The 24,409-nt window shown below is 72.4% G+C and carries 21 protein-coding genes; 3 read left to right on the forward strand and 18 right to left on the reverse strand.

From position 1 onward, the window contains the following. Complete coding sequence (locus L8M95_RS06825) at nt 1–1,734, forward strand: helix-turn-helix domain-containing protein (RefSeq protein ID WP_260488733.1); 1,734 nt, start codon at nt 1–3, stop codon at nt 1,732–1,734. A 112-nt stretch (nt 1,735–1,846) separates the two neighbouring features. Here L8M95_RS06825 and L8M95_RS06830 read toward each other — a convergent pair whose 3' ends face one another. The 13 genes from L8M95_RS06830 to L8M95_RS06890 form a co-directional block, all read right to left on the reverse strand. Beyond that, complete coding sequence (locus L8M95_RS06830) at nt 1,847–2,551, reverse strand: EcsC family protein (RefSeq protein WP_206472050.1); 705 nt, start codon at nt 2,549–2,551, stop codon at nt 1,847–1,849. A gap of 308 nt (nt 2,552–2,859) precedes the next feature. Next, complete coding sequence (gene urtE / locus L8M95_RS06835) at nt 2,860–3,561, reverse strand: urea ABC transporter ATP-binding subunit UrtE (protein ID WP_372502724.1); 702 nt, start codon at nt 3,559–3,561, stop codon at nt 2,860–2,862. Further along, nucleotides 3,558–4,460 carry an urea ABC transporter ATP-binding protein UrtD gene (gene urtD, locus L8M95_RS06840; RefSeq protein WP_260488734.1) on the reverse strand — a complete coding sequence of 301 codons (903 nt, stop codon included), beginning with the start codon at nt 4,458–4,460 and terminating at the stop codon, nt 3,558–3,560. The genes urtE and urtD overlap by 4 nt, the downstream gene beginning before the upstream one ends. After that, on the reverse strand, nt 4,457–5,773 hold the full coding sequence (gene urtC / locus L8M95_RS06845; RefSeq protein ID WP_260488735.1) for an urea ABC transporter permease subunit UrtC: 1,317 nt from the start codon (nt 5,771–5,773) through the stop codon (nt 4,457–4,459). Before urtC ends, urtD begins: the two co-directional genes overlap by 4 nt. Then, nucleotides 5,770–6,654: an urea ABC transporter permease subunit UrtB gene (gene urtB, locus L8M95_RS06850; RefSeq protein WP_253002373.1), complete on the reverse strand. Its 885-nt coding sequence runs from the start codon at nt 6,652–6,654 to the stop codon at nt 5,770–5,772. Before urtB ends, urtC begins: the two co-directional genes overlap by 4 nt. Before the next feature lie 117 nt (nt 6,655–6,771). Beyond that, nucleotides 6,772–8,001, reverse strand: a complete 1,230-nt coding sequence (gene urtA / locus L8M95_RS06855) for an urea ABC transporter substrate-binding protein (RefSeq protein WP_260489186.1) — start codon at nt 7,999–8,001, stop codon at nt 6,772–6,774. A 271-nt stretch (nt 8,002–8,272) separates the two neighbouring features. Continuing rightward, a complete protein-coding gene (locus L8M95_RS06860) occupies nt 8,273–9,256 on the reverse strand; it encodes an urease accessory protein UreD (protein ID WP_260488736.1) in 984 nt (327 codons plus the stop codon). Beyond that, nucleotides 9,253–9,888 (reverse strand): urease accessory protein UreG, encoded by a 636-nt coding sequence (gene ureG / locus L8M95_RS06865; RefSeq protein WP_260488737.1) that lies wholly within the window; start codon nt 9,886–9,888, stop codon nt 9,253–9,255. Before ureG ends, L8M95_RS06860 begins: the two co-directional genes overlap by 4 nt. A 49-nt stretch (nt 9,889–9,937) precedes the next feature. After that, nucleotides 9,938–11,140, reverse strand: a complete 1,203-nt coding sequence (locus L8M95_RS06870; RefSeq protein WP_260488738.1) for an MFS transporter — start codon at nt 11,138–11,140, stop codon at nt 9,938–9,940. Between the two features lie 210 nt (nt 11,141–11,350). After that, on the reverse strand, nt 11,351–12,133 hold the full coding sequence (locus L8M95_RS06875; protein WP_260489187.1) for an urease accessory protein UreF: 783 nt from the start codon (nt 12,131–12,133) through the stop codon (nt 11,351–11,353). Further along, nucleotides 12,133–14,301: an urease subunit alpha gene (ureC, locus tag L8M95_RS06880; RefSeq protein ID WP_260488739.1), complete on the reverse strand. Its 2,169-nt coding sequence runs from the start codon at nt 14,299–14,301 to the stop codon at nt 12,133–12,135. The genes L8M95_RS06875 and ureC overlap by 1 nt, the downstream gene beginning before the upstream one ends. Nucleotides 14,302–14,327: 26 nt before the next feature. Further along, a complete protein-coding gene (locus L8M95_RS06885; RefSeq protein WP_260488740.1) occupies nt 14,328–15,143 on the reverse strand; it encodes a hypothetical protein in 816 nt (271 codons plus the stop codon). Next, entirely contained in the window at nt 15,140–15,460 is a 321-nt protein-coding gene (locus tag L8M95_RS06890) for an urease subunit gamma (RefSeq protein ID WP_260488741.1), read from the reverse strand. Before L8M95_RS06890 ends, L8M95_RS06885 begins: the two co-directional genes overlap by 4 nt. 290 nt (nt 15,461–15,750) lie before the next feature. Here L8M95_RS06890 and L8M95_RS06895 point away from each other — a divergent pair, with 290 nt between their 5' ends. Both L8M95_RS06895 and uraH read left to right on the forward strand, forming a co-directional pair. Next, nucleotides 15,751–16,329, forward strand: a complete 579-nt coding sequence (locus L8M95_RS06895) for a 2-oxo-4-hydroxy-4-carboxy-5-ureidoimidazoline decarboxylase (RefSeq protein ID WP_260488742.1) — start codon at nt 15,751–15,753, stop codon at nt 16,327–16,329. Beyond that, nucleotides 16,329–16,652 (forward strand): hydroxyisourate hydrolase, encoded by a 324-nt coding sequence (uraH, locus tag L8M95_RS06900; RefSeq protein ID WP_260488743.1) that lies wholly within the window; start codon nt 16,329–16,331, stop codon nt 16,650–16,652. The genes L8M95_RS06895 and uraH overlap by 1 nt, the downstream gene beginning before the upstream one ends. A gap of 84 nt (nt 16,653–16,736) precedes the next feature. Here uraH and L8M95_RS06905 read toward each other — a convergent pair whose 3' ends face one another. From L8M95_RS06905 to L8M95_RS06925, 5 genes are read right to left on the reverse strand one after another with little or no spacing between them, the layout of a single operon-like run. Then, a complete protein-coding gene (locus L8M95_RS06905; protein WP_260488744.1) occupies nt 16,737–18,059 on the reverse strand; it encodes an amidohydrolase family protein in 1,323 nt (440 codons plus the stop codon). Continuing rightward, the gene (locus tag L8M95_RS06910; RefSeq protein ID WP_260488745.1) at nt 18,056–20,731 is read right to left on the reverse strand and encodes a molybdopterin cofactor-binding domain-containing protein; all 2,676 of its coding nucleotides are present in this window, start codon (nt 20,729–20,731) and stop codon (nt 18,056–18,058) included. Before L8M95_RS06910 ends, L8M95_RS06905 begins: the two co-directional genes overlap by 4 nt. Next, the gene (locus tag L8M95_RS06915) at nt 20,725–21,594 is read right to left on the reverse strand and encodes an FAD binding domain-containing protein (RefSeq protein ID WP_260488746.1); all 870 of its coding nucleotides are present in this window, start codon (nt 21,592–21,594) and stop codon (nt 20,725–20,727) included. The genes L8M95_RS06910 and L8M95_RS06915 overlap by 7 nt, the downstream gene beginning before the upstream one ends. A 5-nt stretch (nt 21,595–21,599) precedes the next feature. Then, on the reverse strand, nt 21,600–23,006 hold the full coding sequence (locus tag L8M95_RS06920; RefSeq protein WP_260488747.1) for an 8-oxoguanine deaminase: 1,407 nt from the start codon (nt 23,004–23,006) through the stop codon (nt 21,600–21,602). Then, entirely contained in the window at nt 23,003–24,400 is a 1,398-nt protein-coding gene (locus L8M95_RS06925) for an amidohydrolase family protein (RefSeq protein ID WP_260488748.1), read from the reverse strand. The genes L8M95_RS06920 and L8M95_RS06925 overlap by 4 nt, the downstream gene beginning before the upstream one ends. Between the last annotated feature and the right edge of the window lie 9 nt (nt 24,401–24,409).

The following is a 24,409-nucleotide window of genomic DNA, read 5'->3' on the forward strand; positions in this document are numbered from 1 at the left end:
ATGGCCGTCGACCTCGCCCTCGGGCTGCGCGACGTCCTCGACGCCTCCGCCGAGCTCGCCTCGGCGGAGGACGAGGACGCCGTGCTGCACATCGCCATCCGCAGGGCCCGCCAACTCGTGGGCACCGACCTGGCCTACGTCATGCTGCTCGACCCCGAGCGCGGCGACACCTACATGCGGATGGCCGAGGGCGCCACCAGCCCCAGGTTCGACACCATCCGCCTGGGCATGGGACTCGGCCTGGGCGGGCAGGTCGCCGAGGCCATGGCCCCCCGCTGGACCCGCAACTACCTCGTCGACGAGCAATACACCCACGTCATCGACCCGATCATCGTCGAGGAAGGCCTCACCGCGATCCTCGGCGTCCCCGTGCGCACCCACGGCCGGCTCACCGGGATGCTGTTCACCTCCGATCGACGCGAACGCGACTTCACCCAGGACGAGATCACCCTCCTCGCGCTCCTCGCCGACCAGATCTCGGCCGCCCTCACCGCCGCCGAACGCACCTCCCGCCGCCAGCGGGACCTCGACTCCACCCGCGACGCCCTCGACATCGCCCACGCCGAGACCACCCGCCTGTCCGCCACCGTCGACCTGCACGAACGGCTCACCCGGCTGGTCATCTCCGGCACGACCGTCCCCGAGATCGTCGACCTCGTGGTGGACCTCGAGGGAGGCACCGCCGCCGTGTTCGACCTCGCCCACCGGGAGATCGGCTCGGCCCGCTCCCCCGAGGGACCGCCCGTCGACCTGCTGCGGCAGGTCCTGGCCAAGGTCGGCGCGGACTCCGAGTCCGCGACCACCGCGGTCACCAGGTCGGAGGACGGCCACCTCGTCGTCGTCACCCCTGTCGTCACCGGACCTGACCACCTCGGGTACGTCGCCTTCGCCAGCCGCGGGACCGTGCCCGCCATCCGGCCCGTCCTCGCGCGCGTGAGCTCGGTGATCGCGCTGATCCTGCTGGGGCACCGCGCGCGCGACGAGGCCGACAACCGCGTGCGTGGCGAGCTGCTCGCCGAGGTCCTGTCACCCGGCGAGCACGACCTCGAGGCCATCGCCCGGCGGGCCGCCCTGCTCGGGGTGGACGTGGACGCCGACCTCGTGGCGCTGGTGATCACGCCCGCCGAGGCCCGGATGACACGGGCGCTGGAGACCGAGTGCCGCTCCCTCGCCCGCGCCGACGACGGGCTGGTCACCACCTACGGCGACCGCGGCGTGATGCTGCTGCCCGGCACCGACGCCGGCGCCACCGCCCGCGACGTCGCCGCCCGACTGTCCGCGCACCGGGCGACCGTCGGCGCCGCCGGACCGATTGCCGGTATCGCCGGGCTCGCGGAGGTGGGCGACCACGTCGAGCGGGCCGGACGGGCTGCGCGGCTGCTCATCGCGCTCGACCGGGCAAGTGACGGCGCCGCCACCGAGGAGCTCGGGCTGTACGGGCTGCTGTTCAGCGAGGTCGACCGCGAGTTCGTCACGCAGTTCATCGAGCGCAACCTCGGCCCGGTGCGCGACTTCGACCGCACCCGCGGCACCGCGCTACTCGACACGCTCGAGGCGTGGTTCGCCGCCGACGGCAGCCCCTCCGCCACCGCCGAGCGGCTGTTCGTGCACGTCAACACCGTGTACCAGCGGCTCGACCGGCTGGACCAGGTGCTGGGCACCGGCTGGCGCCGCGGCGACCGCGCGCTCGAGCTGCGGCTGGCGCTGCGGTTGGCGGAGTTGCGGGGGGCGTGAGGTGCGGGGGCCCGACCCAGACCTGGGGTGCCCTGAACGGGCCGTGCAGGGCACCCCAGGTCAGCGGCGGTTTCGACGCAATGCGGCAGGGGCCGGCTGTCCGGCGGCAGGCTCAGACGACGGTGCCCGGCACGACCACTGGGTCGACTGCCGGGAAGTTGCTCTTCGCGTAGCCGGCGATCGATCGGATGCCCGCGATGTTGATCGTCCCGCCCACGGCTGCGCCCGCCACGGGCACGACCTTGACCAGGTTGATGGACCCCGTGGTGCCGAACTTGGTGACCAGACGGAAGCCCACCGCCTTGTTGATCTTGGTCAGGACAGTGCCCGGAACCCTTTTCAGGGCCGCGACGGCCGTCTTGGTGCCGATCTCGACTCCGGCCTTGGACATCGCCTCGACACCGGCGGATCCGATCAGCGACACCGCGATGACACTGCGGACCTCCTCGCTGTGAACGTCATATCCGCGCAGGTGTGCGACCGCCGCGATCATGCGGGTGGCTCGCGTGTAGAAGACGGTGACATCCGTGGGAATGGCCACCGCCATCGTGGCCAGCCCACCGAGTCCGGACACGAACCCCGACGCGCCCACGACCCTGGTGTGCGTGGCGATGATCCGCTTGATGGCCTTTTCGGCGTCGCCACCGGAGTGCTTGAGTGCCTCGGCGGCGATGGTCTCGGCACCCTTGACCGGTCCGAAACCGTTCACTCCCGAATCGAGGATGAAGTTGATGGTGGCCGTGGCCGCCGTCTCCATATCGCCTTCAGAGATCGACTTGGTGATCTCCTTGACACGCTTGGGTTGGGCAATCGCCATGAGGGGGCGCCTTTCGGACAGGCCTGAGGGGGACGGTTCGCTCTCACTGCGGCCGCTAAGTGAGCCCGTGCGCCGGGGAGGGAGTCTCGGCACTGGGAAAGAGAATAAACACTCTTTGCCCCGAGCAGTTAACGGTGTCGACTATTCGGTGCGGGACGCGCGCCCGCGGCGTGGCCGGCCCGAGCCCTCTGACCTGGGGCGCCCTGCACGGGTCGTCCAGGGCACCCCAGGTCAGCGGCGGTTTCGGCGGGCGGCGGCCCGGGTGCAGGCGGAGGCGCTGTCGGGCGGCGCGGTCGGTCGGCGCGGACTCAGATCGCCAGCGCCGCCGACACCTCGTGGGCGGCGGTCGCATCAGAGGCGCCTGAGTGCGAGATCCGCCCGGACTCCATGACGTAATAGACGTCGGAGGCCCGCAGCGAGAAGCCCACGTGCTGTTCGACCAGCAGGACCGAAAGGTCACCGCGGGAGGCGAGGTCCACGATGATGCGCTCGATCTCGGCCACGACGTTGGGCTGGATGCCCTCGGTGGGCTCGTCCAGCACCAGCATCCGCGGCTCGGTGATGAGCGTCCGGGCGATCGCCAGCTGCTGACGCTGACCGCCGGAGAGCAGGCCGGCCTTGCGGTCGAGCAGTTCCTTGAGCGCCGGGAACAGGTCCAGAGACTCGTCGATCAGCGCCTTACCGCGCTTGCGCCCGTCGGCGACCACCTGGAGGTTCTCGGCCGTCGTGAGCTGGGTGAACGACTGCTGACCCTGCGGGACGTAGCCGATCCCGCGGGCCACCCGCGCGTGCGGCCGCAGGGAGGTGATGTCCTCGCCGTCGAACTCGATCGTCCCGCCCTTGCAGGGCAACAGTCCCACCGCGGTCCGCAGCAGCGTCGTCTTGCCGGCACCGTTGTGGCCGAGGATCGCGGCCACTCCCCCGGCTGGGACCTCGAGGTCGACACCGTGGACGACCTCCGAGCCCCCGTAGCCCGCGCGGACGCCGGTCATCTTGAGCAGTGCGGTCATCGTGGGGACTCCTCGGTCTCGTCTTCCAGCTCGGTGCCGGTCGCGGCGGCGGTGCCCAGGTAGACCTGCTGCACCTTGGGGTCGGCCTGGATCTCGGCGACGGTGCCCTCCGCGAGCACCTTGCCGGCGGCCAGGACGGTGACGGAGGTGGCGAACGCGCGCATGAAGTCCATGTCGTGTTCCACCACCACGACGGTTCGGTCGGCGGCGATGCGCTGCAGCAGCTCGCCGGTGGCCTGACGCTCCTCGGCGCCCATCCCGGCGACGGGCTCGTCGAGCAGCATGACGTCGGAGTCCTGGACCAGCAGCATGCCGATCTCCAGCCACTGTTTCTGCCCGTGCGCCAGCACCCCTGCCTTGGTGCCGGCGAGGTGCCCGAGCCCGATGGTCTCGAGCGCATCGGCGACCCTGTCCTCCCGGCCGTGGCGACGCCGCAGCAGGGTGAGCGGGCCGCGGTCGGCGCCGGCGGCGATGTCGAGGTTCTGCTCCACGGTGAGGTCCTCGAACACCGACGCCGTCTGGAAGGTGCGGCCGATGCCCATCCTGGCGATCTTGTGCGTCTTCATCCCCAGCACCGGCTGCCCCGACTTGTCGACGGTGCCGGTGGCGGGCACGAGCCCGGTGATCGCGTCGACGACGGTCGTCTTGCCGGCGCCGTTCGGGCCGATGAGGAAGCGCAGGTCGCCCTGGATCAGCGTGAGGTCGACGCCGTCCACGGCCTTGAACCCGTCGAACGTCACCGTCAGATCGCGGACCTCGAGGTAGGTGCCGGCGCCTCCCTCCCCGGAGCGAGTCCGGGCGTTCTTGCGGGCGCCGGAGCCGGGCAGGCCGATCTCGGCGCCGGTCAGGGTGCCCGCAGAGAGGGCGGCACCGATGCCGAAGGCGGTGGTCGGGGTCATCGGGACTCCTCGGGGGAAGCGGCGCCCGGCGCCGACGAATCGGGATCAGGTTCGGCGACGCCGGTGGTGGCGGGCCGGTCGGAGGTGGCGGCGCTCGTCGTCGTCGTTGTCGTCGTCGTTGTCGTTGTCATTGCGGGGGTGTCCTTCGCCCGCCGACGCCGCATCACGAACAGCGACGCCAGGCCACCGGGCAGGAACCCCACCACCACGATGAACAAGATCCCCTGCAGGTAGGTCCACTGCGACGGGTAGGCCTCGGAGAACGCGGTCTGCGCCCACGCCACCCCGATCGCGCCGAGCACCGGGCCGAGCAGGGTGGCGCGGCCGCCGATCGCGACGCCGATGAGGAACGCGATCGAGGGCGCGATACCGATCGCCGACGGCGAGATGATCCCGACGATCGGCACGAACAGCGCCCCGGCGAGCCCCGCGGCGAAGGCGGCCACGGCGTAGGCGAACGACTTGACCATCGCCGGGTCGTAGCCGAGGAACCGCACGCGCTCCTCCTGGTCACGGACGGCCACGAGCAGCTCGCCGAACCGGGAGTTCATGAGCTGGCGCACCAGCAGCACCACCAGGAGCAGCGCGCCGCCGGCGAGGAAGTACAGCATCCGCCGGTTGGCAGGGTCGGACAGCGCGAACCCGAAGAACCCGGTGAAGCGGTTGAGCCCGTTGGACCCGCCCAGCTCCGGCCGGCTCACGAGGAAGATCGCGGCGGCCGCGGCCAGGGCCTGCGAGAGGATCGCGAAGTAGGCGCCCTTGACCTTGCGGTTGAACACCAGGTAGCCGAACCCGAACGCCAGCAGCGGCGGCACCAGCAGGATCACCGCGAGCGTGAACCCGGGCGAGGCGAACGGCACCCAGTACCCGGGCAGCGCGCGCATCCCGGCGATCTGCATGAAGTCGGGCAGTGCGTCGGCGCCGCCGCGGTCGCGGGCGTCGGAGATCTTGAGGAACATCGCCATCGCGTACGCGCCCACGCCGAAGTACACGCCCTGGCCCAGGGTGAGCATGCCGCCGCGCCCCCACGCCAGACCGATGCCGCTGGCGACGATCGCGTAGCAGAAGAACTTGGCCAGCAGGCTCAGGCGGAAATCGGACAGCAGCGCGGGCGCGAGGCCGAAGATGATCAGCGCGGCCACCGCGAGCGCGGCCCAGAACGTCCACCGTGGCCGCTCGGCGTCGCCGGTGAGCAGGCGCCGGGCGCGGGTGCGCCGGGGCGGCGCGGCGGCGGGATCGGCGGCGGTGGTGGCAGCGGAGTCGGCGGAGTCGGCGCCGCCAGCCGCTCGGGTGACGGAGATGGTCTTGGTCATGCCAGGCTCCTGGTCTTGACGGCGAACAGGCCCTGCGGGCGCACCTGCAGGAAGATGATGATGGCGACAAAGACGAGCACCTTGGCCACCGACGCGGTGGTGGAGTACTCGAAGAACGAGTGCAGGACCCCGAGCGCGAACGCCGCGATCACGGCGCCCCGCAGCTGGCCGAGGCCTCCCACGACCACCACGAGGAACGCGTCGATGAGGTACGACTGGCCGATCGTGGGGCTGGTCGAGCCGATGAGCGTGAGCGCCACCCCGGCGACGCCGGCCAGGCCGGAGCCGATGAAGAAGGTGGTGATGTCGGTACGGCGGGAGCTGATGCCCGACGACTCGGCGAGGTCACGGTTGAGCGTGACCGCACGGATGCGGCGGCCCATGGGCGTAAACTTCATTGCGGCCATGACCGCGGCGACGCAGGTGATCGCCAGGACGAAGATGAACACGCGAGTCAGCGGCACCGACGCGCCGAGCAGTTCGACACTGCCGCGCAGGAACTCCGGCACCGCCACGTTGACGGCCGGGGCGCCCCAGATGTCGCGGGCGATCTGCTGCAGGACCAGGCCCACACCGAACGTCACGAGCAGAGTGTCGAGTGGACGGGCGTAGAGACGCCTGATGAGCGTCACCTCGAGCAGCACGCCGAGCAGGCCGCCGACGACGAAACCCAGAACCAGGGACAGCAGCAGGCTCATCCCGGAGGCGGCGGTGATCTGCTGGACGACGTAGGCGGTGTAGCAGCCGGCCATGATGAACTCGCCGTGGGCCATGTTGATGACGCCCATCTGGCCGAACGTCAGGCTCAGGCCGAGGGCGGCGAGCAGGAGGATGGAGCCGATGCTCAATCCGGTCGCGAGTTGTCCGATGAGGATGTCCACATCGGCTCCTTTCTCCGGGTCCCGCCCTCCCCTCCGCCGCTCCCGACTGACGGGCCGGGAGCGGGGTGGGTCGGGCGGGATGGGCGGGGCTGGGTGATCCGGGCTGACGGTCGGGCGTCAGTTCCCGGATAGATCGCCGGCCCAGTCGTAGGACTCGAGGAACGGGTCGGGCTCGATCGCCTCGCCGGAGCTCCACACCTCGTAGATCAGGCCGTCGGGGCGGATCTCGCCGACGATCGCGGTCTTAGAGATGTGGTTGTTCTCGCCGTTGATGGTGACGGTGCCCTCAGGGGCGTCGAAGCTGACGCCGTCAGCGGCGTCCTGGATGGCGTCGACGGCGAAGGAGTCCGCCTTCTCGACCGTGTTCTTCCACAGGTAGACCGAGGTGTACGCGGCTTCCATCGGATCGGAGGTGACGCGGTTCGCGCCGTACTTCGCCTTGAACGCCTCGACGAACGCGGTGTTCTCCGGCGAGTCGATCGTCTGGTAGTAGTTCCACGAGGTCAGCTGCCCCTCGATGTTCGCCGCGCCGATGCCCTGGACCTCCTCCTCGGCGATCGACACGCTCACCACCGGGGTGTCCTCGGCGGACAGGCCGGCGTTGGAGTACTCGCGGAAGAACGCCACGTTGGAATCGCCGTTGAGCGTGTTGAACACGGCGTCCGGGTTTGCGGTGCGCACCTTGTTGACGATGGTCGAGAAGTCGGTCGAGCCCAGCGGGGTGTAGTCCTCGCCGAGGATCTCGACCTCGTTCGCCTCGGCCCACGCCTTGATCACGCGGTTGGCGGTCTGCGGGAAGACGTAGTCCGAGCCCACCAGGTACATGGACTTCACACCCTGCTCTTTGAGGTACTCCAGGGCGGGGACGATCTGCTGGTTGGTGGTGGCACCGGTGTAGAAGATGTTCTCCGACGCCTCGAGGCCCTCGTACTGCACCGGGTAGTAGAGCAGCGCGTTGGCGTCCTCGACCACCGGCAGCATCGCCTTGCGGGACGACGAGGTCCAGCCGCCGAAGATCGCCGCCACGCAGTCACTGGTGATGAGCTTCTGCGCCTTCTCCGCGAACACGGCCGGGTCGGACGCGCCGTCCTCCACCACGGGGACGATCTGCTTGCCCAGCACGCCACCCTCGGCGTTGATCTGCTCGATCGCCAGGGCGACCGAGTCACGCACTGTCTTCTCGGAGATGGCCATCGTCCCGGACAGCGAGTGCAGCGAACCGACCTTGATGGTGTCGCCGGAGGTGTCCACACAGGACTCGGCGGCGGCCGCGGCGGTGTCACCGGTCCGGCTGCCGCAGGCGGTGAGCGCTCCCGCGCCCAGGAGCACGAGGCCGGCGGTGGCCAGCGCGCGCCGGGTGCGGGTCGTGCGCGGCGTCTGGCCCGGGCGCGCTGACTTCCCAGAGGAGAGAGAGGTGGAGTTCACGTGGTTGACCTGACCTTCACTGACCGGCTGTCGAGGCCTCCCGCGGGCTGCGGGTCTCGAAGCGCGATGCGGATAAAGGTATGGCCATGATGTGAGTCAGCTGAGTCGCCGGTGTTTCGCCGCCGTTGCCTCTACCGACGTTGTGTGAACGCTGTGTGACGCAGAGTCTGGAGCCGCCGGGCGCGGAGCGCGGTCAGTTCTTGCGCAGGTCCGGCGCCGGGGCGCCCAGCAGGTGCACGCGCGCGGCGGACCAGACCGCGCGCACCGCTGCCTCCACGTTCTCCTGCCCCCGGCCCAGCACCCGCAGCCAGGCGCCGCAGCCGTCCGGCAGGGTGCTCACCCCGCACCGCACCGCCGCATCGGGGTCATCTGAGCCCCGGGCCGCGGCCCCGGCTGCCGCGTCAGCCGCCGCGTCAGCCGCGGCCCGCATGACCGCCGCGAGCGCGTCGGCCGGGCCGGGAGCCACCACGAACAGGGTCCCGATCGCGTCGGCGTCGCCGGTGACCAGCGGATGGCCGGCCTCGGCGCGGGTGATGTGGGTGGTGTCCACGGCGAGCAGGGTGCCGTCGGGGCGGGAGATCTCCACGGCCGAGACGTAGGCGTTCACGTCCCAGCTCTCCCCGCGGGCGACGCGTCCGGCGGTGAGGACGTCAGCCGCGATGAACACGGCGTCGTCGGGGACTTCGGCCCGCAGCCGTTGCTGGAACCGGCTGCCGCCGTACGGGATGAGCGGATCCGGCAGCCACTCGCACACCGCGCCCGCGCCCAGCGTCAGGGAGACGTTCTGGGTGGCATAGCCGACGTCCATCCGGTGCACGCGGTTCGCGGCCTGGGTGGTGACCAGGGCGTGCGCGCCGGCGGCCACCCGGACGTCCATGTCGAGTCGGTCGCCGCCGACGATCCCGCCGCCGGTCGACATCACGTACACCGTCGGCATCTGGCGCAGCACCGGGTCGATGTACAGCGGCCGCATCACCTGCAGCGGGGACTTCTGGAACCGCTCGGCCAGAACCGTCCGCCCGGCGGGGTCGCAGCCGTCGAGACGGAACGCCAGGTCCAGCACGCCGACCTTGCCGGGCGAGCCGACTGGGAGCGCCCCGGGCCCGGTCTGCGGTCCGGCCGCGACCGAGGGCCACACGAACCCCGGGTCGGCGGCGCGGGTCAGCCGGTCGCTCACCGTGCGGGCAGCAGTTCCACCCGGCGGGACTCGAAGTAGTCGAGCACCTCGTCGATGCCCGTCCCGGAGAGGCAGTCGGTGAGCGCGACGGGCTTGCCCGAGCGGACGCGGTCGGCGTCCGAGGACATCACGCCCAGGTCGCAGCGCACGTACTGGGCGATGTCGATCTTGTTGATCACCAGCAGGTCGCACTCGGTGATACCCGGTCCGCGCTTGCGGGGCATCTTCTCCCCCTCGGCGGTGTCCAGAACAAATACGAACAGGTCGACCAGCGCCGGGGAGAAGGTCAGCGTCAGGTTGTCCCCGCCGGACTCGTAGATGAGGGTGTCGACGTCAGGGTGCTCCTCGAGCATCTCCGCTCCCACCGCGAGATTCATGGTGGGGTCATCGCGTACCGCGGTGTGCGGGCACGAGCCGGTCTCCACGCCCACGACCCGGGCGGGATCGAGGACACCGGCCAGGGTGCGGCGGACGTGCTCGGCGTCCTCCTGCGTGTAGATGTCGTTCGTGATCACGGCCGGGGTGCGGCCCCGCGCGATCAACCCCGGAACCAGTGCCTCGATGAGCGCGGTCTTGCCCGAGCCCACCGGCCCGCCGATCCCGATCCGCAACACCTGCTGTGCCTCTGCCATGGACGAGACGCTAATGCAGTCGTGTTTCGATCCTGTTGCGCGCGCTGCTCTAGTTCCTCGGCAGGACCAGCGCGGCCAGCAGGGTCGCGGCGGCGGTCAGGCCCAGCACCATCGCGACGGTTCCCGGCCATCCCGCCACGTGCAGGAAGATCCCGCCCACGAACCCGAACAGCGACGAGCCTCCGTAGTAGCCCAGGTTGTACAGCGACGAAGACTGGGAACGTCCCGCAACGGCCGAGGCCCCCGCCCAGCCGGACGCGACCGCGTGAGAGGCGAAGAACCCCACGGTGAGCACCACCGTCCCGGCGATGATGACCCACGCGTTGGGCACCAGGGTGAGCGCGGTGCCGGCCATCATGGTCAGGTTGCCCGCGATGAGCACCGGCTTCCGGCCGAACCGTGAGGCCATCACACCGGCCCGGGGCGCCGAGAAGGTGCCGGCGAGATAGGCCAGGAAGATGAAGGACACCAGCCAGATGGGCATCGAGAACGGCGGGTCCGCCAGGCGGAAGCCGAGAAAGTTGTACACGGCCACGAACCCGCCCATCGTGAGGCAGCCCTGCAAATAGATCACCAGCAATGCCGGTGATCGCAGGTTTCCCACGAGCGCCCCGACCGCTACCGACAGCCGGGTGACCCGAGGGGTGAAGTTCTGGGCGCGCGGGGCGGTGCGCAGGAAGATGAGCACGCAGAGCACCGCGAGTCCCGTGACCGAGAGCATCCCGAGTTCCCAGCCGATCGCCTGCCCGATGGGCGCGGCGATGATCCGCCCGGCGAGTCCGCCGATGGTCGTGCCGGACACGTACGTGCCCGCCGCGATCGCGGCGACCTTCGGGCTGACCTCCTCGCTCAGGTACGCGACGGCCAGGGCGGGCACCCCGCCCAGCATGAGGCCTTCGACGAACCGCAGGGCGAGCATCCACCAGAACCCGGGCATGATCGTGATCAGCGCCGCGCAGAGGCAGGCCAAGGCAATTGCGGTGAGCATCGCCTGCTTGCGGCCGACCGCGTCGCCGACATACGACCACGGGATCACGCCCAGTGCCACGCCGAGAGTGGCTGCGGAGATCATGAGCGCGGCCCGGTCCGGACTGACCTGCTGCTCGGTCGAGATCAGCGGCAGCAGACCCTGGGGTGAGTACAGCTGCGCGAACGTGGCCACCCCGATGAAGAAGAGCGCGGTCAACAACCGTCGATACGGCGGGGTCCCCGCCTGCAACCTCTGCGACTCCACGTCATCGCTACTCACCATGCGCACACGCATTCCGACTGCACTCGGTCCTTGACGCCCACCTGTACAGGCCCTCCCGCTTCCTCGCGAACGCGGCCAGAGTAGGCCCTCCGCTCGGATGCCTCGACGAGCGCTCCACCCAGTGGGACACCCTGACCCGGGCTGCCCTGGAGGGGGTGTTCAGGGCAGCCCAGGTCAGAGCGGTGCGGGCGGGCCGGCGGACCAGCGGGGTCAGGACGCGAACAGCCGCGCGTCGGCCCGCTCGTGGTGGCAGGAAGCCAGGTCGAGCACCGGCGCGAAGCCGCCGAGCTCCTCGAGTGACCGACTCACGGCGGCGTCCGCGACCTCGGCGATCACCGGGGCCGCACCGCGGACGAGGGCCTGCGCACTGCGGTGATCGGCCAGGCGCAGCCGCAGCGCGGCGCCCGAGAGGCTGATGACCAACGCGGTGAGGTCCGCGGCCACGGCCTCCCGCTGGCTCAGCCCGCCGCGGGCGTAGACCACGCCCATGACCACCGACTGCGAGCCCGGCGATCGGCGGGCCCGGACGTGGCCGTTCCACGCGGACACCACCGGGTCGTCGAGGAGTTCGGCGGCGAGGTCGAGGACCTGCTTGCCGGTGCGGGTGGCGCCGTCGCGGAACTCGCGGGTCAGTCGGGTGGCGTGGAGCCGCCGATCGATGCGGGTCAGCGCGGCGAGCAGCGCGGCGGTGTCAGCGGAAGCAGAGTCAGTGCAAGCAGGATCGGCGGCCGCCGGGTCGCCGGCGTGCTCGCGGGTGGCCGCCCAGGCGAGGGCCAGCGCGGTCGCCTCGGCCGGGCCGGCCGAGTGGCGCAGGATCCCGTGCACGGCCTCGGCCACGGACCGCGCCCCAGTTCCGGCCCCGGCCCCTGCGTCGACGGCGCCCAACTGCCGCAGCCCCTCGAGCCCGTGCGAAAGCGTGTACATGCCCGACGGGAACGACGAGTCCGTGAACTGCAGCGCCAGGAGCAACTGCGAGAGGCCCGGGGTGCCCATCACGCCAGGTAGTGGAGCTGGGCCAGCGGCAACGTGGTGGCGGGGGCGATGGTGGCGGGCTCGCCGTCGACGGTGACGACGTATGTCTCGGGATCCACCTCGATCGTCGGGCAGCGGTCGTTGCGGACCATGTCCTTCTTGCCGATCCCGCGGCACCCGCGCACGGGCAGGCACGGCGAGGTGAGGCCCAATTCTTCGGGCACGCCCGCCTCGATCGCCGCCGCGGACAGGAACGTCACCCGCGTGGACTGCAGCGCCCCGCCGTACGCGCCGAACATCGGGCGGTAGATCACCGGCTGCGGCGTGGGCAGCGACGCGTTGGGATCACCCATCGGCGCCCACACGATCATCCCGCCCTTGATGATGAGCGACGGCTTGGCCGCGAACGAGTCCACGGGCCACACCACGAGGTCCGCGAGCTTGCCGGGTTCGACCGATCCGAGGTGGTCGGCGATGCCCGCGGCGATCGCGGGGTTGATGGTCATCTTGGCGACGTAGCGCAGGACGCGCTCGTTGTCATTGCGGTCGCTGTCCTCGGGCAGCGGACCCCGCTCGACGCGGCAATGGTGGGCGGTCTGGAACGCCCGTTGCCACGACTCCCCGATCCGGCCCATGGCCTGGGAGTCCGAGGAGAAGATGGAGATGATCCCCTCGTCGTGCAGGACGGTCTCGGCGGCGATCGTCTCCGCGCGCACCCGGGAGTCGGCGAAGCTCACGTCCTCCGGGATGTCGTGCGACAGGTGGTGGCACACCATCACCATGTCCAGCAGTTCGTCGACCGAGTTCACGGTGTACGGCAGCGTGGGGTTGGTCGAGGCGGGCAGGACGTTGGGCTCGCCGCACACCCGCAGGATGTCCGGCGCGTGGCCGCCGCCGGCGCCCTCGGAGTGGAAGGTGTGGATGGTGGAGTCGCCGAACGCCGCGCGGGTGTCCTCGTAGAAGCCCGACTCGTTGAGGGTGTCGGTGTGAATCGCGACCTGCACGTCGTACTCGTCAGCCACCTCCTGCACGCAGCGGATCGCCGCGGGCGTGGTGCCCCAGTCCTCGTGGATCTTCAGTCCCGCCGCGCCGGCCACGATCTGCTCGACCGCCGACTCCGGCTGCGACGTGTTGCCCTTGCCCAGCACTCCGATGTTCACCGGCAGCCCGTCGGCGGCCTGCAGCATCCGCCCGATGTTCCAGGCACCCGGCGTGCAGGTGGTGCCCTTGGTGCCCTCGGCCGGCCCGGTGCCGCCGCCGAACAGGGTGGTCACGCCGTTGCTCAGCGCCTCCTCGACCTGCTGCGGCGCGATGTAGTGGATGTGGGTGTCCACTCCGCCGGCGGTGACGATCTTGTGCTCACCCGCCACCACCTCCGTGCCGGGCCCTATCACCAGCTCCGGGTGCACGCCGTCCTGCAGGTGCGGGTTGCCGGCCTTGCCCACGGCCACGATCCGCCCGTCGCGCACCCCGATGTCGCCCTTGACCACACCCAGCACCGCGTCGACGATGATCGCGCCCGTGATCACCATGTCCAACGCCCCCGACGCCCGCGTGCCCGCCGGGTCCTGCGCCATCCCGTCGCGGATCGCCTTGCCGCCGCCGTAGACGGCCTCGTCGCCGTAGCCGCTGCTGCCGTCGGTGGTCACCGCGTTGTGGTCGGTGGCGATCTCGATCACCAGGTCGGTGTCGGCCAGCCGCAGCCGGTCACCGACCGTGGGTCCGTAGATGTCGGTATAGGTCGCCCGCGGGATGACCGTGGGCGAGCCCTCGGCTGCGGGCACACGGTCCGGGACGGGCGCCATCTCGTCGTCGTCGTACTCGGTGAGAAATCCCCGCTCGGCCATCCTCTCCAGCGCGCGCTCGCGCACGGCCGGGTCGTCGAGCGGGCCGTCGACCAGCCCGGAGAACCCGTGGCACACCCGCTTGCCCGCGAAGTCGACCAACCGGACCGTCCGCGTCTGCCCCGGCTCGAACCGCACCGCGAGCCCCGCGCCGATCGCCAGGTGCCGCCCGTAGGCCGCGATCCGGTCGAAGCGCAGCTCCCGGTTGGCCTCGAAGAAGTGGTAGTGCGAACCCACCTGGACGGCGCGGTCGCCGGTGTTGGTCACACGCACCTCGGTGGTCCCGCGGCCGGCGCCCAGCTCGATGTCCCCGTCGCCGTAGAGGTAGTGCACCGAACCGGACATGGGTCGCTCCTAAAGGGTCGTGGGGGCTAGTGGGAGTGGGTGTAGACGGTGCCGTCGGCGGCGACGTGCGAGTGGGCGTAACCGTGGCCGTCCTCGGCGTCGAGGGCGGCATCGATGCCGTCGTCGCCGTGGTCGAGCCGGTGCACGGCCGCGCGGACGCGGGTGTCGATCACGCTGCGCAGCGCGGCCGGGCCGAACAGGTACTCGCCCTCGCCGGGCAGCTCGAGGCCGGTGACCGGCGCGGGGGCGAGGGTCGCCGAGACCAGCACCGGCCGTCGGCCGCCGAGGGCGCGGACGCGCTCGAGCCCCTCGGGAAGGTCGGGGTCGGGTTCGTCGCCGCCGTGGAACGCCACCTCGACCAGGCCGGGCTGCCCGTACTGCCGCGCGAGCCGGGCGAGGCGGTACATCTCGGCGTCGGCGAACGGGTCGATCGCGCGGCTCACCAGAAGCGCCGAGCACACCGCGCCGTGCTTCCGGATCACCGCGCGCAGTCGGGTGACGAGCATGGTCGCGTCGCCGAGCGGCGCGGCCAACGCCACGCGTCCTGGGGCGAGCCGCGCGCGGTCGGTACTGCCCCGGACGTCGCGCAACGTCCGGGAGCAGTCGGCGACCATCGCGGGCGCGCGGCCCAACGTCATGGGGACGACGACGACGACGACACCGGCACCCACTCCTGCCGTATCCGGTCCCCCGGGCCTTCGCGCCTGCTCTTCCACCAGGTCGGCCAGGTCGCGGCCCGGCCGTGCGGCGGGGATGCCCAGGTCCGGCATCTTCTCGGACTCCGGGCCCAGCGCGAGGACGATCCGGGCGGTCTCCGGGTCGGTGTGCTCGTGGCCACTCACGCGCTCTGCTCCACCGGCCCGATGGGGTCGTGCACGGTGACGAGCTTGGTCCCGTCGGGGAACGTGGCCTCGACTTGGATCATCGCCAGCCGCTCGACCACTCCGGCCATCACCCGGCCGGCGTCGAGAACCTGCCGGCCGAGGTCCATGCATTCGGCGACCGTGCGGCCGTCGCGCGCGTGCTCGACGATCTCCCACGAGATGAGCGCGGTGGCCTCGGGGACGTTGAGCAGCACCCCACGCTCGAGCCTGCGACGCGCGACCTCGGCCGCGGTGAACAGGGTGAGCTTGTCCAACTCGCGGGGGGTGAGCTTCATCCTGGGGTCCTCTCGTGCTCGGGCGGCGACGCGTCGACGTTTCTGAACGCTAGCGACGTTGTGTGTCGGCAGTGTTACTTGGTTCCGGCCCGGGCCTTCCTCCCGCCGCACCCCCGCCGCGCCCGCGCTGCGCCCTCGCTGCGCCCTCGCTGCGCGAGCCCCTGACCTGCGGTGCCCTGCGGGAGGCGTGCAGGGCACCGCAGGTCAGGGCGCCGGGGCCGATTGTTACGCCGTGTTACGACTGCCGCGTCGGCGGTGTTCCGGGCCCCTGCCGCTGCGATGATGAGCCCGTGCCCGAGACCACCACACCCCCCGTTTGCTCTCGTTCCGCCGAGACCGTCGATCCCGCCGTGGTCGGGTTCGACGCCGCGCCCACGAACGAGCTGATGCCGGTCCTCACCGAACTCTCCGGGTCGAAGGCCTGGGCGCGAGCGGTGCTGGAGGGGCGGCCGTACTGCTCCCGCGACGCGCTGCACGCCGCGGCCCGGCAGGTGCTCGACAAGCAGGGCGACGCCGAGGTGCTGGCCGCGGTCGACGCGCACCCGCCGATCGGCGCGGGCTCAGGCGGCGGCGCGGGCACGGGCGCGCCCCGGGAGGTCGGGCAGGCCTCCGCTCGGGAGCAGAGCGCAGCCGCCACCGCGGATGCCGAACTCGCACGCCGGCTCGCCGAAGGGCAGAGTCGGCACGCCGAGCACTTCGGCCACGCGTTCCTCGTGTGCGCGACCGGGCTGACCGCGCAGGACATCGTGGCCGAACTCGACCGGAGAATCGACCTCACCGCAGCGGAGGAGCTCGCCACCACCCGCGAGCACCTGGCCGCCATCAACGCCCTGCGGCTGGACCGATTGCTCGACACCGGAGCCCTCTGATGTCGCTCAGCACCCACGCCCTGGACACCGCCACCGGCACCCCGGCGGTCGGCCTGGGCTACCGCCTCACCGACTCCGCCGGCACCGAACTCGCTTCCGGGATCACCGACGCCGACGGCCGGGGACCCGATCTGGCGCGAGTGGAGATCGGGGCCGGCGTGTACCGCTTGGCCTTCGACACCGGCGGCTACCACCGGGCCGCCGGAGTGGCCGGCTTCTACCCGGAGGCGGTGGTGTGCTTCGAGGTGACGGACCCGGCCGCCCACCACCACGTGCCGCTGATCCTGTCGCCGTTCGGGTACAGCACCTACCGCGGATCCTGAGGCGCAGGACTCCCCGACGCTCTGACCTGCGGCGCCCTGCTCCGGCCCAGCAGGGCACCCCAGGTCAGCGCCGGTCAGCGCCGGTCAGCGTCCGATACCCCGCCGGGCGCACTGCTCTCGTAGCTCCGCGGCCAGGGCCCGCTCGTCGGCGGTGACGAGCTCGAAGTCCCGCACCACCACGCGGCCGCCCACCACCACGTGGCGGGGCCGGCGCCCGGGACAGGCCCACAGCAGCCCTCGGATCGGGTCCGCGACCCCGGCGTCGGCGACCCCGGAGACGTCCCACACCACCAGGTCCGCGGCAGACCCCGGCGCGAGCCGGCCCAACTCGGGGCGCCCCAGCCCGTCGGCGCCGCCGGCGGTGATCATCTCCAGCACCTCGAGCGCGTCCAGTGGTCGCCCGGCGAGCGGGGCGACCTGCATCGCCAGGCGCGCATCGGCCAGGAGGTGTCCGGCGTCGTTGCTGCCACCGCCCGAGGTTCCGAGCCCCATGGCCACTCCGGAGTCGCGCAGTCGGGCCACCGGCGCCACTCCCCACCCCATCGGAAGATCGCAGGCGGGGGCGTGGGTCGCGGAGACCCCGCTGCCGGCGATCAGCGCGATCTCGGGGTCCGTGACGTCGCAGAGGTGGGCGAGGGTGACGTCCGGCTCGAGCCAGCCCCACTCCTCCAGCAGATCCAGGGGTCGACGTCCGTACAGCTCGGCGGCGCGGGCCACGTCGACCTGCTCGTTGGCCTGGGTACGCCGGCGGAGCCCGAGCCGGCGCGCGACCTCCCCCAGGGCGGCGAAGGTGGCGGGCCCGTCCGCGTGCACTCCCGACGGCCCCACGGCCAACTGCCGCATCCCGTCGACGGTGACGCCGCCGGTCGCGCCGGGCAGGTGCGCAGCGTGGATCGCCTCGACCGACGCCGCCGCGGCATCCGGGTCGTCACCGGCGGTGCCGCGGACGAAGGCCAGTCGCGATCCGAGTATCTGCGCGCCGGCGTACGCAGCACCGGCGATCTGCACGGGGTCCGCGCCCGTCGGCCACGTGAGGTGGTGGTCGGCCACGGTGGTGACGCCGCACAGCAACGACTCGGCCAGCGCCACGCGGGCGGACAGTTCGACCAGCTCAGGGTCGACCCGCGCGGCGACGTAGGCCTCACGCATCCGGGCCAGCCACCCGGCCATCTCCACGCTGCGGGTACCGGGCAGGGTGCGGAACGCGCTCTGCAGTAGGTGATGGTGGGCGTTGACCAGGCCCGGGGTGACGACGCCGCCGCCGGCGTCGAGGGTCTCGACCACAGCATCGTCCGGCGCCGCGGCGATCCGCCCGTCCACGCACTCCACCGTGGCGGAGCCCGCCGACTCGAGCCCCGGCGACCAGACCGCCGAGGCACCGGTCACCCGCAACACCCGCGCGCTCATGCCCGGCCGCCGATCGACACGGCGGCGGACGGGGTCCGGCTCGTCGCCGCGGGAGCCCGGCCGTCGCGCGGTGCGAACGACCTGATCCACACCAGGTCCGGGGTCAGGGGGATGAGGTCCTGCCGCACCCCGGTGGCCCGCCGGACGGCGATCCCCACGGCCGCGGCGACCGGACAGTACGGGGCCTCGGACATGGACTTGGCGCCCAGGACGCCCTCGGGCTCGACGGTGTCGGCGAAGAACACCTCGGTGCGCGGGACGTCGCCCATGCGGGGTGGGTGGTAGTGCCGCAGTGTCGCGTTGGTGACCGCGCCGGTCTCGTCGAGCATCACTTGCTCGTACAGTGCCGCGCCGAGCGCCTGGGCGACCCCGCCCTCCACCTGCCCTCTCAGCTGCTGCGGGTTGAGGACCCGCCCGGCGTCCACGGCGTGGACACTGTGCAGTACCTTCACCGTCCCGGTGTCGGGACACACGGCCACGCGTACGCCCTGGACGGTGAACGCGGCCTGCCGCCCCAGCCCGTCGGCGCACCCCTCGGCGGACACGGGCAGGTGGGCCCCGGCGCGGAGCAGCTCGGCGACCCGGGTGGCCGCGCGGTACAGGGCGCGCCCACCCACCACGGTGCCGGCGGAGCCGAACGCGCCCGTGTCGTGGGTGAGCAGGGCGGTGTCGGAGGCGTGCAGCACCACCGAGTCGGACGGCACGCCCAGCGCCTCGGCGACGATCTGGGTGTGCACGGTCGCGGTCCCGTTGCCGAACTCGGCCGTGCCCACGTAGGCGTGCACGGTGCCGTCGGCGGTGATCTCGACGCGGGCCGAACCGTGGTGACCCCCGGGCGGATTGGTGGCGATCATGCACAGCGCGACCCCGGTCCCCTCCGCCCACCCGGGCGGCGCGGTCTCCCCGCGACCGGAGGCCAGGGCCCCTGCCACCAGGTCCAGGCAGTGGTCGAGTCCGTAGGAGGACAGGCTCAGCTCGTCGTCGTCGCCAGCGGAGCTCACCAACGCGTCACCCGGGCGCACCACGTTGCGCCGCCGCAGCTCCACGGGGTCCAGCCCGGCGGCGTCGGCGAGTTCGTCCAGCGCGCTCTCCAGGGCGAACCCCACCTCCCCCAGCCCGTACCCGCGGAACGCCCCCGACGGCACGGTGGTCGTGTAGACGGCCTCGGCGGTCACCCGCTTGGCCGGGCATCGGTACAGCTCCACCGACTCGGTGACGGAGTGGAACATCACACCCGCCGAGTGGCCCCCGTACGCGCCGGCGTCGGACAGCACGTCCAGTTCGAGAGCGGTGAGCCGGCCGTCGTCGTCGCAGGCCACGGTGACGGTGGTGCGGTACGGGTGACGCACGGTGGCGGAGGTGAACTGCTCGGCGCGCGAGTACTCCCACACCACGTCACGGCCGGTGCTCAGAGCGGCGAGCACGGCCAGGTCCTCCACGATCATCTCCTGCTTGGCGCCGAACCCGCCGCCCACGCGCGCGGCGTGGACGCGCAGGTCATCGCGGTCCAGGCCGAAGATCCACGCCAACTCGTCACGCACGAGGAACGGCACCTGGGTGGAGGACCGGATGTCGAGTGACCCGCCGACCCGGGGCCCGCCGTCGACGTGCCGCACGATCACCGCGTGGGTCTCCAGGTGCGTGTGCTGGACCCGCGAGGTGCTCCAGGTGCCAGTCACCGTGTGCGCTGCACGGGCGATCCCGGCGTCGACGTCGCCCACCTCACCGGACCAGTCGGCCACCACGTTGCGGGCGGGGTCGGCGATCCGGGAGTCCGGTCCCTTGTCGCCGTGGATCGCGGGCGCTCCGGGGGCGCGCGCGGCCTCGGGACCGAGGACCGACGGCAACACCTCGTAGCGCACCTCGATCAGCTGGCAGGCCCACCGGGCGAGTGCCTCCGACTCGGCCACCACCGCCGCCACGCGCTGACCGTGGTAGCGCACGACCGGGTCGAGCACGCGGGTGTCGTCGGGGTCGTCGGTCCGCCGCTGGTGGCGGGCGGTGGAGAACAGGACGTCGGGGTCGTCGTGGTGGGTGAGCACCGCGACCACACCGTCCATCGCGAGCGCGCGGGAGGCGTCGATCGACACGATGCGGGCGTGCGCGTGCGGGGAGCGCAGCACCGCGAGATGCGCGCAGCCCGTCACGTCGGTGTCCAGGGTGAAGGGCTCCGCGCCGCGCACCACGCGCTCGGTGGCCGGCGCGGCGACCGGGCTCCCGATCCCCCCGGCGGCGCACGCGTTGTGGGCGCCGTCGAGGGCGTCGGAGATCGCCCGGTAGCCCGTGCAGCGGCACAGGTTGCCCTTCATGGCGGCGATCCTCGGCGCGGGGCCGCCGTCCCGGGCGCACGGCGCGTGCCCCAGCCCGGTGACCGTGGTGACCATCCCCGCCGTGCAGAACCCGCACTGGAAGCCGGCGGCGCGGGCGAACGCGGCCGGCACCTCGTCGGGGACCCCGGCGGCCGTGCGGACGTCGGCGCCCTCTGCGCGGTGCGCGGGCAGCACGCAGGAATGGGTGGGCACGCCGTCGACCAGCACGGAACACGCGCCGCAGTCGCCGGTGTCGCAGCCCTTCTTCACCGCGTGCACCCCCGACTCGCGCAGCAGCGTCCGCAGGCACTGCCCGGGGCGCGGGTCGGTCTCCAGCGCCCGTCCGTCGACGGTGATCAGCATGGTGCCTCCCGGTACGTGGGGTGGGTGAGTTCGGCGACGACGGCGGGGGCCGCGATCCCCGCCACGTGACGCCGCCAGCTCGGATCGCCCTGGGGGTCGTCGTGCCAGTGGGGCAGGTCGCGCACGGCGGCCGCGGCCTCGTCGGCGGTGGGGGGCCGGTCCCAGACGAGCACCTGCGGGGCCGGGACGGCGGCGGTCACGACGAGCGTGCAGCGGCCGCCGGGGTCCAGTCGCCCGGTGACCAGGGAGCCGGAGCGGCCGCTGGGCACCAGCGAGTGCCGCCGGACCGCGTAACGCGCCCGGCTCGCCGACGCGGGGATGACGAGCGCGCGCAGGATCTCGCCCGGGGCCAGACAGGTGAGGCCCGGGCCCACCACCACCTCGGCGGCGGGGACGGTGCGGGTGCCGCCGCCCGGGGTCCAGATCTCGGCGGTCGCGTCGAGCGTGCAGGCCGCGGCGGTCCCGGCGCCGGCGGGCAGGGCTGCGCAGAGGTTGCCTCCCCAGGTGCCGCGGCCCCAGATCTTCCACGAGGCGAGCAGGCAGGAGAACGCGTCGTGGAGGAACGGTCGCAGGGGCGCGGTGAGCTGGTGGTCCAACACGGTCCGCAGCGTGGCCGTGGCGGCCACGCGCAGTCCTCCGTCGGGCAATGGTTCGACGTCGGGCCAGCGCAGGTCGAGCAGATCCACCAGCGCGGTGACCGGGGTGGTCTCCCCCGGCGGGGCCGCGGCGCCGGCCGGGTGCAGGTGCGCCTCCCCGTGCAGGGCGGTCCCACCGGCCAGGGCCGTGGCGCCGGCGAGCAGGGCCGCGTGCGCCTCGTCCCGGCTGCGCGGCCGGTGAAGTGCGGTGACGCTGACCAGGTCCACCGCCCTCACCCCGCCCGGGCGAGCAGCCGGCGGCGGGCGGCCACCACGTCGCGGGCCACGGCGTCGGTGTCCACGGTGAGCACGCGCCCGTCGGCCACCACCCGACGGCCCTGCACCCACACCCCGGCCATCGGCGGGCGGGACCCCAGGACGAGCGCGGCCACCGGGTCATCGATCCCCGCGTGGGCCGGGGTGTCCAGGCGCCACAGTGCGACATCCGCCTGGTATCCGACGGCCAGCCGCCCGATCTCACCCTCCCGCCCGAGCGCGCGGGCGCCGTCCACGGTGGCCATCCGCAGCGCCGTGCGCACGTCCATCGCCCGGGGGCCGCGGGTGGCGCGGGCCAGCAGGAGCGCGGTGTGCATCTCCTCCCACAGCACGCCCGACTCGTTGCTCGCCGAGCCGTCCACGCCCAGCCCGACCGGGATCCCCGCGGCGAGCATGTCCGGGACGCGGGCGATTCCGGCGCCCAGGCGGCCGTTGGAGACGGGACAGTGCGCGGCCGCCATCCCGCCGGCGGCCATCGCGGCGATCGCCGGGTCGTCGAGGTGCACGGTGTGGGCGAACCACACGTCCGGGCCCACCCAGCCCACCGTCTCCATGTACTCCATCGGTGTGCTGCCGAAGCGTTCGCGACAAAACTCCTCTTCGTCGTCGGTCTCGGCCAGATGGGTGTGCAGGCGTACGCCCCGCTCGCGGGCGAGATCGGCGCTGGTGCGCAGCAGGTCGCCGGTCACGGAGAACGGTGAGCACGGCGCCACGGCTATGCGGCACATCGAGTCGGGGCCCGCGTCGTGGAACCGGTCGATCACGTCGGCGGTGCCGGCGAGGATCGCGTCGGTGCCCTCCACCACCGAGTCCGGAGGCAGCCCGCCCGAGCTGCGGCCCAGATCCATTGACCCGCGACCGGGGTGGAAGCGCAGGCCCACGGCGGCGGCCGCTTCGATCTCGGCGGCGAACACGTCCCCGGCATCGGCAGGCACCACGTAGTGGTGGTCCGTGGTGGTGGTGCAGCCGCCCAGCGCCAGGTGCGCGAGCCCGCCCAGCGCGGCGGTGCGGACGTCGTCGGCGTCGATGCCCGCCCACACCGGGTACGAGGCCGTGAGCCACTCGAAGAGCGTCGCGTCGGCCGCGAGCCCCCGGGTGAGCCACTGGTACAGGTGGTGATGGGTGTTGACCAGGCCCGGGGTGGCCAGACAACCCGTGCCGTCGACGCGCTCCGCGCCGGCCGGGATCCGCGCCGGATCGCACGGCCCCGCCCCCACCGCGGTGATCCGGCCGCCCTCGAGCAGCACGTGGCCGGTGGTGTACTCGGCACCGGCCCCGGCCCCGATCCCGACCCCGGCCCCGGCCCCGTCCATGGTCGCGACCGCGCAGTTCTCGATGAGCACCGCCGCCCCACCGGAGCTCACGACCGCACCAGGCCGGGCGCGAACGCCGGGGTGAACCCCCGCGACCGGGCCGAGCGGATCATGCGCTCGGTGAGCTGGGCGTCGGCCTCGTCGGCGAGCGGGTGCAGGCTGCGCGCGCCCTCCGCCACCAGGCGTCCGCCCACGTAGACGTGGGTGAGATTGCGCAGCGAGCACGCCAGGACGTACGTGGCGACGGGGTCCCAGATCGGCCCGGTCGCCGGCCTGGTGGGGTCGACGACGACGAGGTCCGCGTGCTTCCCCACCTCCACGCTGCCCACCCGGCCGGACAGGCCGAGGGCGTCCGCGGCCCCGAGGGTGTGCATCCGCAGGACGTCGCGGGCGGCCAGCACCGCGGCGTCGGAGTGGACGGCGCGCTGGGTGTACAGGCCGATCCGCATGTTCTGGAAAGGGTCGGACACGTCGGTGCAGGACTGGTCGTCCAGGCCCATCCCCACGCGGATGCCCGCGTCCCGGTACCGGGTGATGTCGGCGATGCCGGAGCCCAGCCGGCCGTTGGAGGTGGCCTGCCAGATCACGGCGGAGTCGGTCTCCGCGACCCGGCGGACCATGTGGTCGGTGGGGTGGACGAAGTGGCCGAAGGAGAAGTCGGGGCCCAGGACCCCGGCGCGGTCGTACCAGTCGAACTTGGCCCGCTGTACCTCGAGGTGTTCGGCGGTCTCGACGAAGTGCGCCTGGTTGCCCACGCCGTGGGTGGCCATGGCGTGGCGTTCACGCTCGGCGGTGACCGGCGACGACGACCACTGCACCGACCCGAACACCGACCCGCCCAGGTCCAGCTCCCGGGGGACGGTGCGCAGCCGGTGCTCGGTGACGTGGGCGAACGCGTCGAAGCACTCGGCCTCGGGCAGCTGCTCGTCGTCGAGGCGGGTGGAGGTGAGGCACCGGAGACCGGAGTCGGCCTGGGCGTCGACTTGCCGGGTGAGGAAGTCGATGTCGTGGACCCGCTCGGCGACCAGGGTCGAGGTGGAATGGTCGAACACCGCCACCACCCGGCTCTGGGTGAAGTTGTAGGCGCTGGTCACGCCGTTGCGCAGGAAGTCCAGGCAGCCGGCGAGGGTGAACCAGTACAGGTCCTCGGCCTCCGCACCGACCATCATCTCGCCCATCGTCGAGACCCAGCCGTAGAGCGTGTCGTCGGGGGCGGTGCCCCGCATCCCGGCGGTGAACAGGTGGCTGTGGGCGGACACGAATCCGGGGGCGAGGATCGCACCGCCCAGGTCGTGCACCGTGCCCGGCAGGCCGGGCGGCGGGTCGCCGGGGCCGAGTCCGACGATGATGCCGGCGTCGTCCACGTGGACCCAGCCGTGGAACCAGGCGGGGGCGGCCGGGTCCGCGGACACGGGCAGGACCAGCGCGTCGGTGAAGGTGATCATGGGCTCTCT

Origin of the sequence: Dietzia sp. B32 (genome assembly GCF_024732245.1) — a bacterium.
In the GTDB taxonomy this organism is placed as follows: domain Bacteria; phylum Actinomycetota; class Actinomycetes; order Mycobacteriales; family Mycobacteriaceae; genus Dietzia.

Bases quoted from the DNA above. Each gene is read 5' to 3' on its own strand.
- L8M95_RS06825 (WP_260488733.1), top strand. From the start codon at position 1: ATGGCCGTCGACCTCGCCCTCGGGCTGCGCGACGTCCTCGACGCCTCC.
- L8M95_RS06830 (WP_206472050.1), bottom strand. From the start codon at position 2,551: ATGGCGATTGCCCAACCCAAGCGTGTCAAGGAGATCACCAAGTCGATC.
- urtE (WP_372502724.1), bottom strand. From the start codon at position 3,561: ATGACCGCACTGCTCAAGATGACCGGCGTCCGCGCGGGCTACGGGGGC.
- urtD (WP_260488734.1), bottom strand. From the start codon at position 4,460: ATGACCCCGACCACCGCCTTCGGCATCGGTGCCGCCCTCTCTGCGGGC.
- urtC (WP_260488735.1), bottom strand. From the start codon at position 5,773: ATGACCAAGACCATCTCCGTCACCCGAGCGGCTGGCGGCGCCGACTCC.
- ureG (WP_260488737.1), bottom strand. From the start codon at position 9,888: ATGGCAGAGGCACAGCAGGTGTTGCGGATCGGGATCGGCGGGCCGGTG.
- L8M95_RS06870 (WP_260488738.1), bottom strand. From the start codon at position 11,140: ATGGTGAGTAGCGATGACGTGGAGTCGCAGAGGTTGCAGGCGGGGACC.
- L8M95_RS06875 (WP_260489187.1), bottom strand. From the start codon at position 12,133: ATGGGCACCCCGGGCCTCTCGCAGTTGCTCCTGGCGCTGCAGTTCACG.
- ureC (WP_260488739.1), bottom strand. From the start codon at position 14,301: ATGTCCGGTTCGGTGCACTACCTCTACGGCGACGGGGACATCGAGCTG.
- L8M95_RS06890 (WP_260488741.1), bottom strand. From the start codon at position 15,460: ATGAAGCTCACCCCCCGCGAGTTGGACAAGCTCACCCTGTTCACCGCG.
- uraH (WP_260488743.1), top strand. From the start codon at position 16,329: ATGTCGCTCAGCACCCACGCCCTGGACACCGCCACCGGCACCCCGGCG.
- L8M95_RS06905 (WP_260488744.1), bottom strand. From the start codon at position 18,059: ATGAGCGCGCGGGTGTTGCGGGTGACCGGTGCCTCGGCGGTCTGGTCG.
- L8M95_RS06910 (WP_260488745.1), bottom strand. From the start codon at position 20,731: ATGCTGATCACCGTCGACGGACGGGCGCTGGAGACCGACCCGCGCCCC.
- L8M95_RS06925 (WP_260488748.1), bottom strand. From the start codon at position 24,400: ATGATCACCTTCACCGACGCGCTGGTCCTGCCCGTGTCCGCGGACCCG.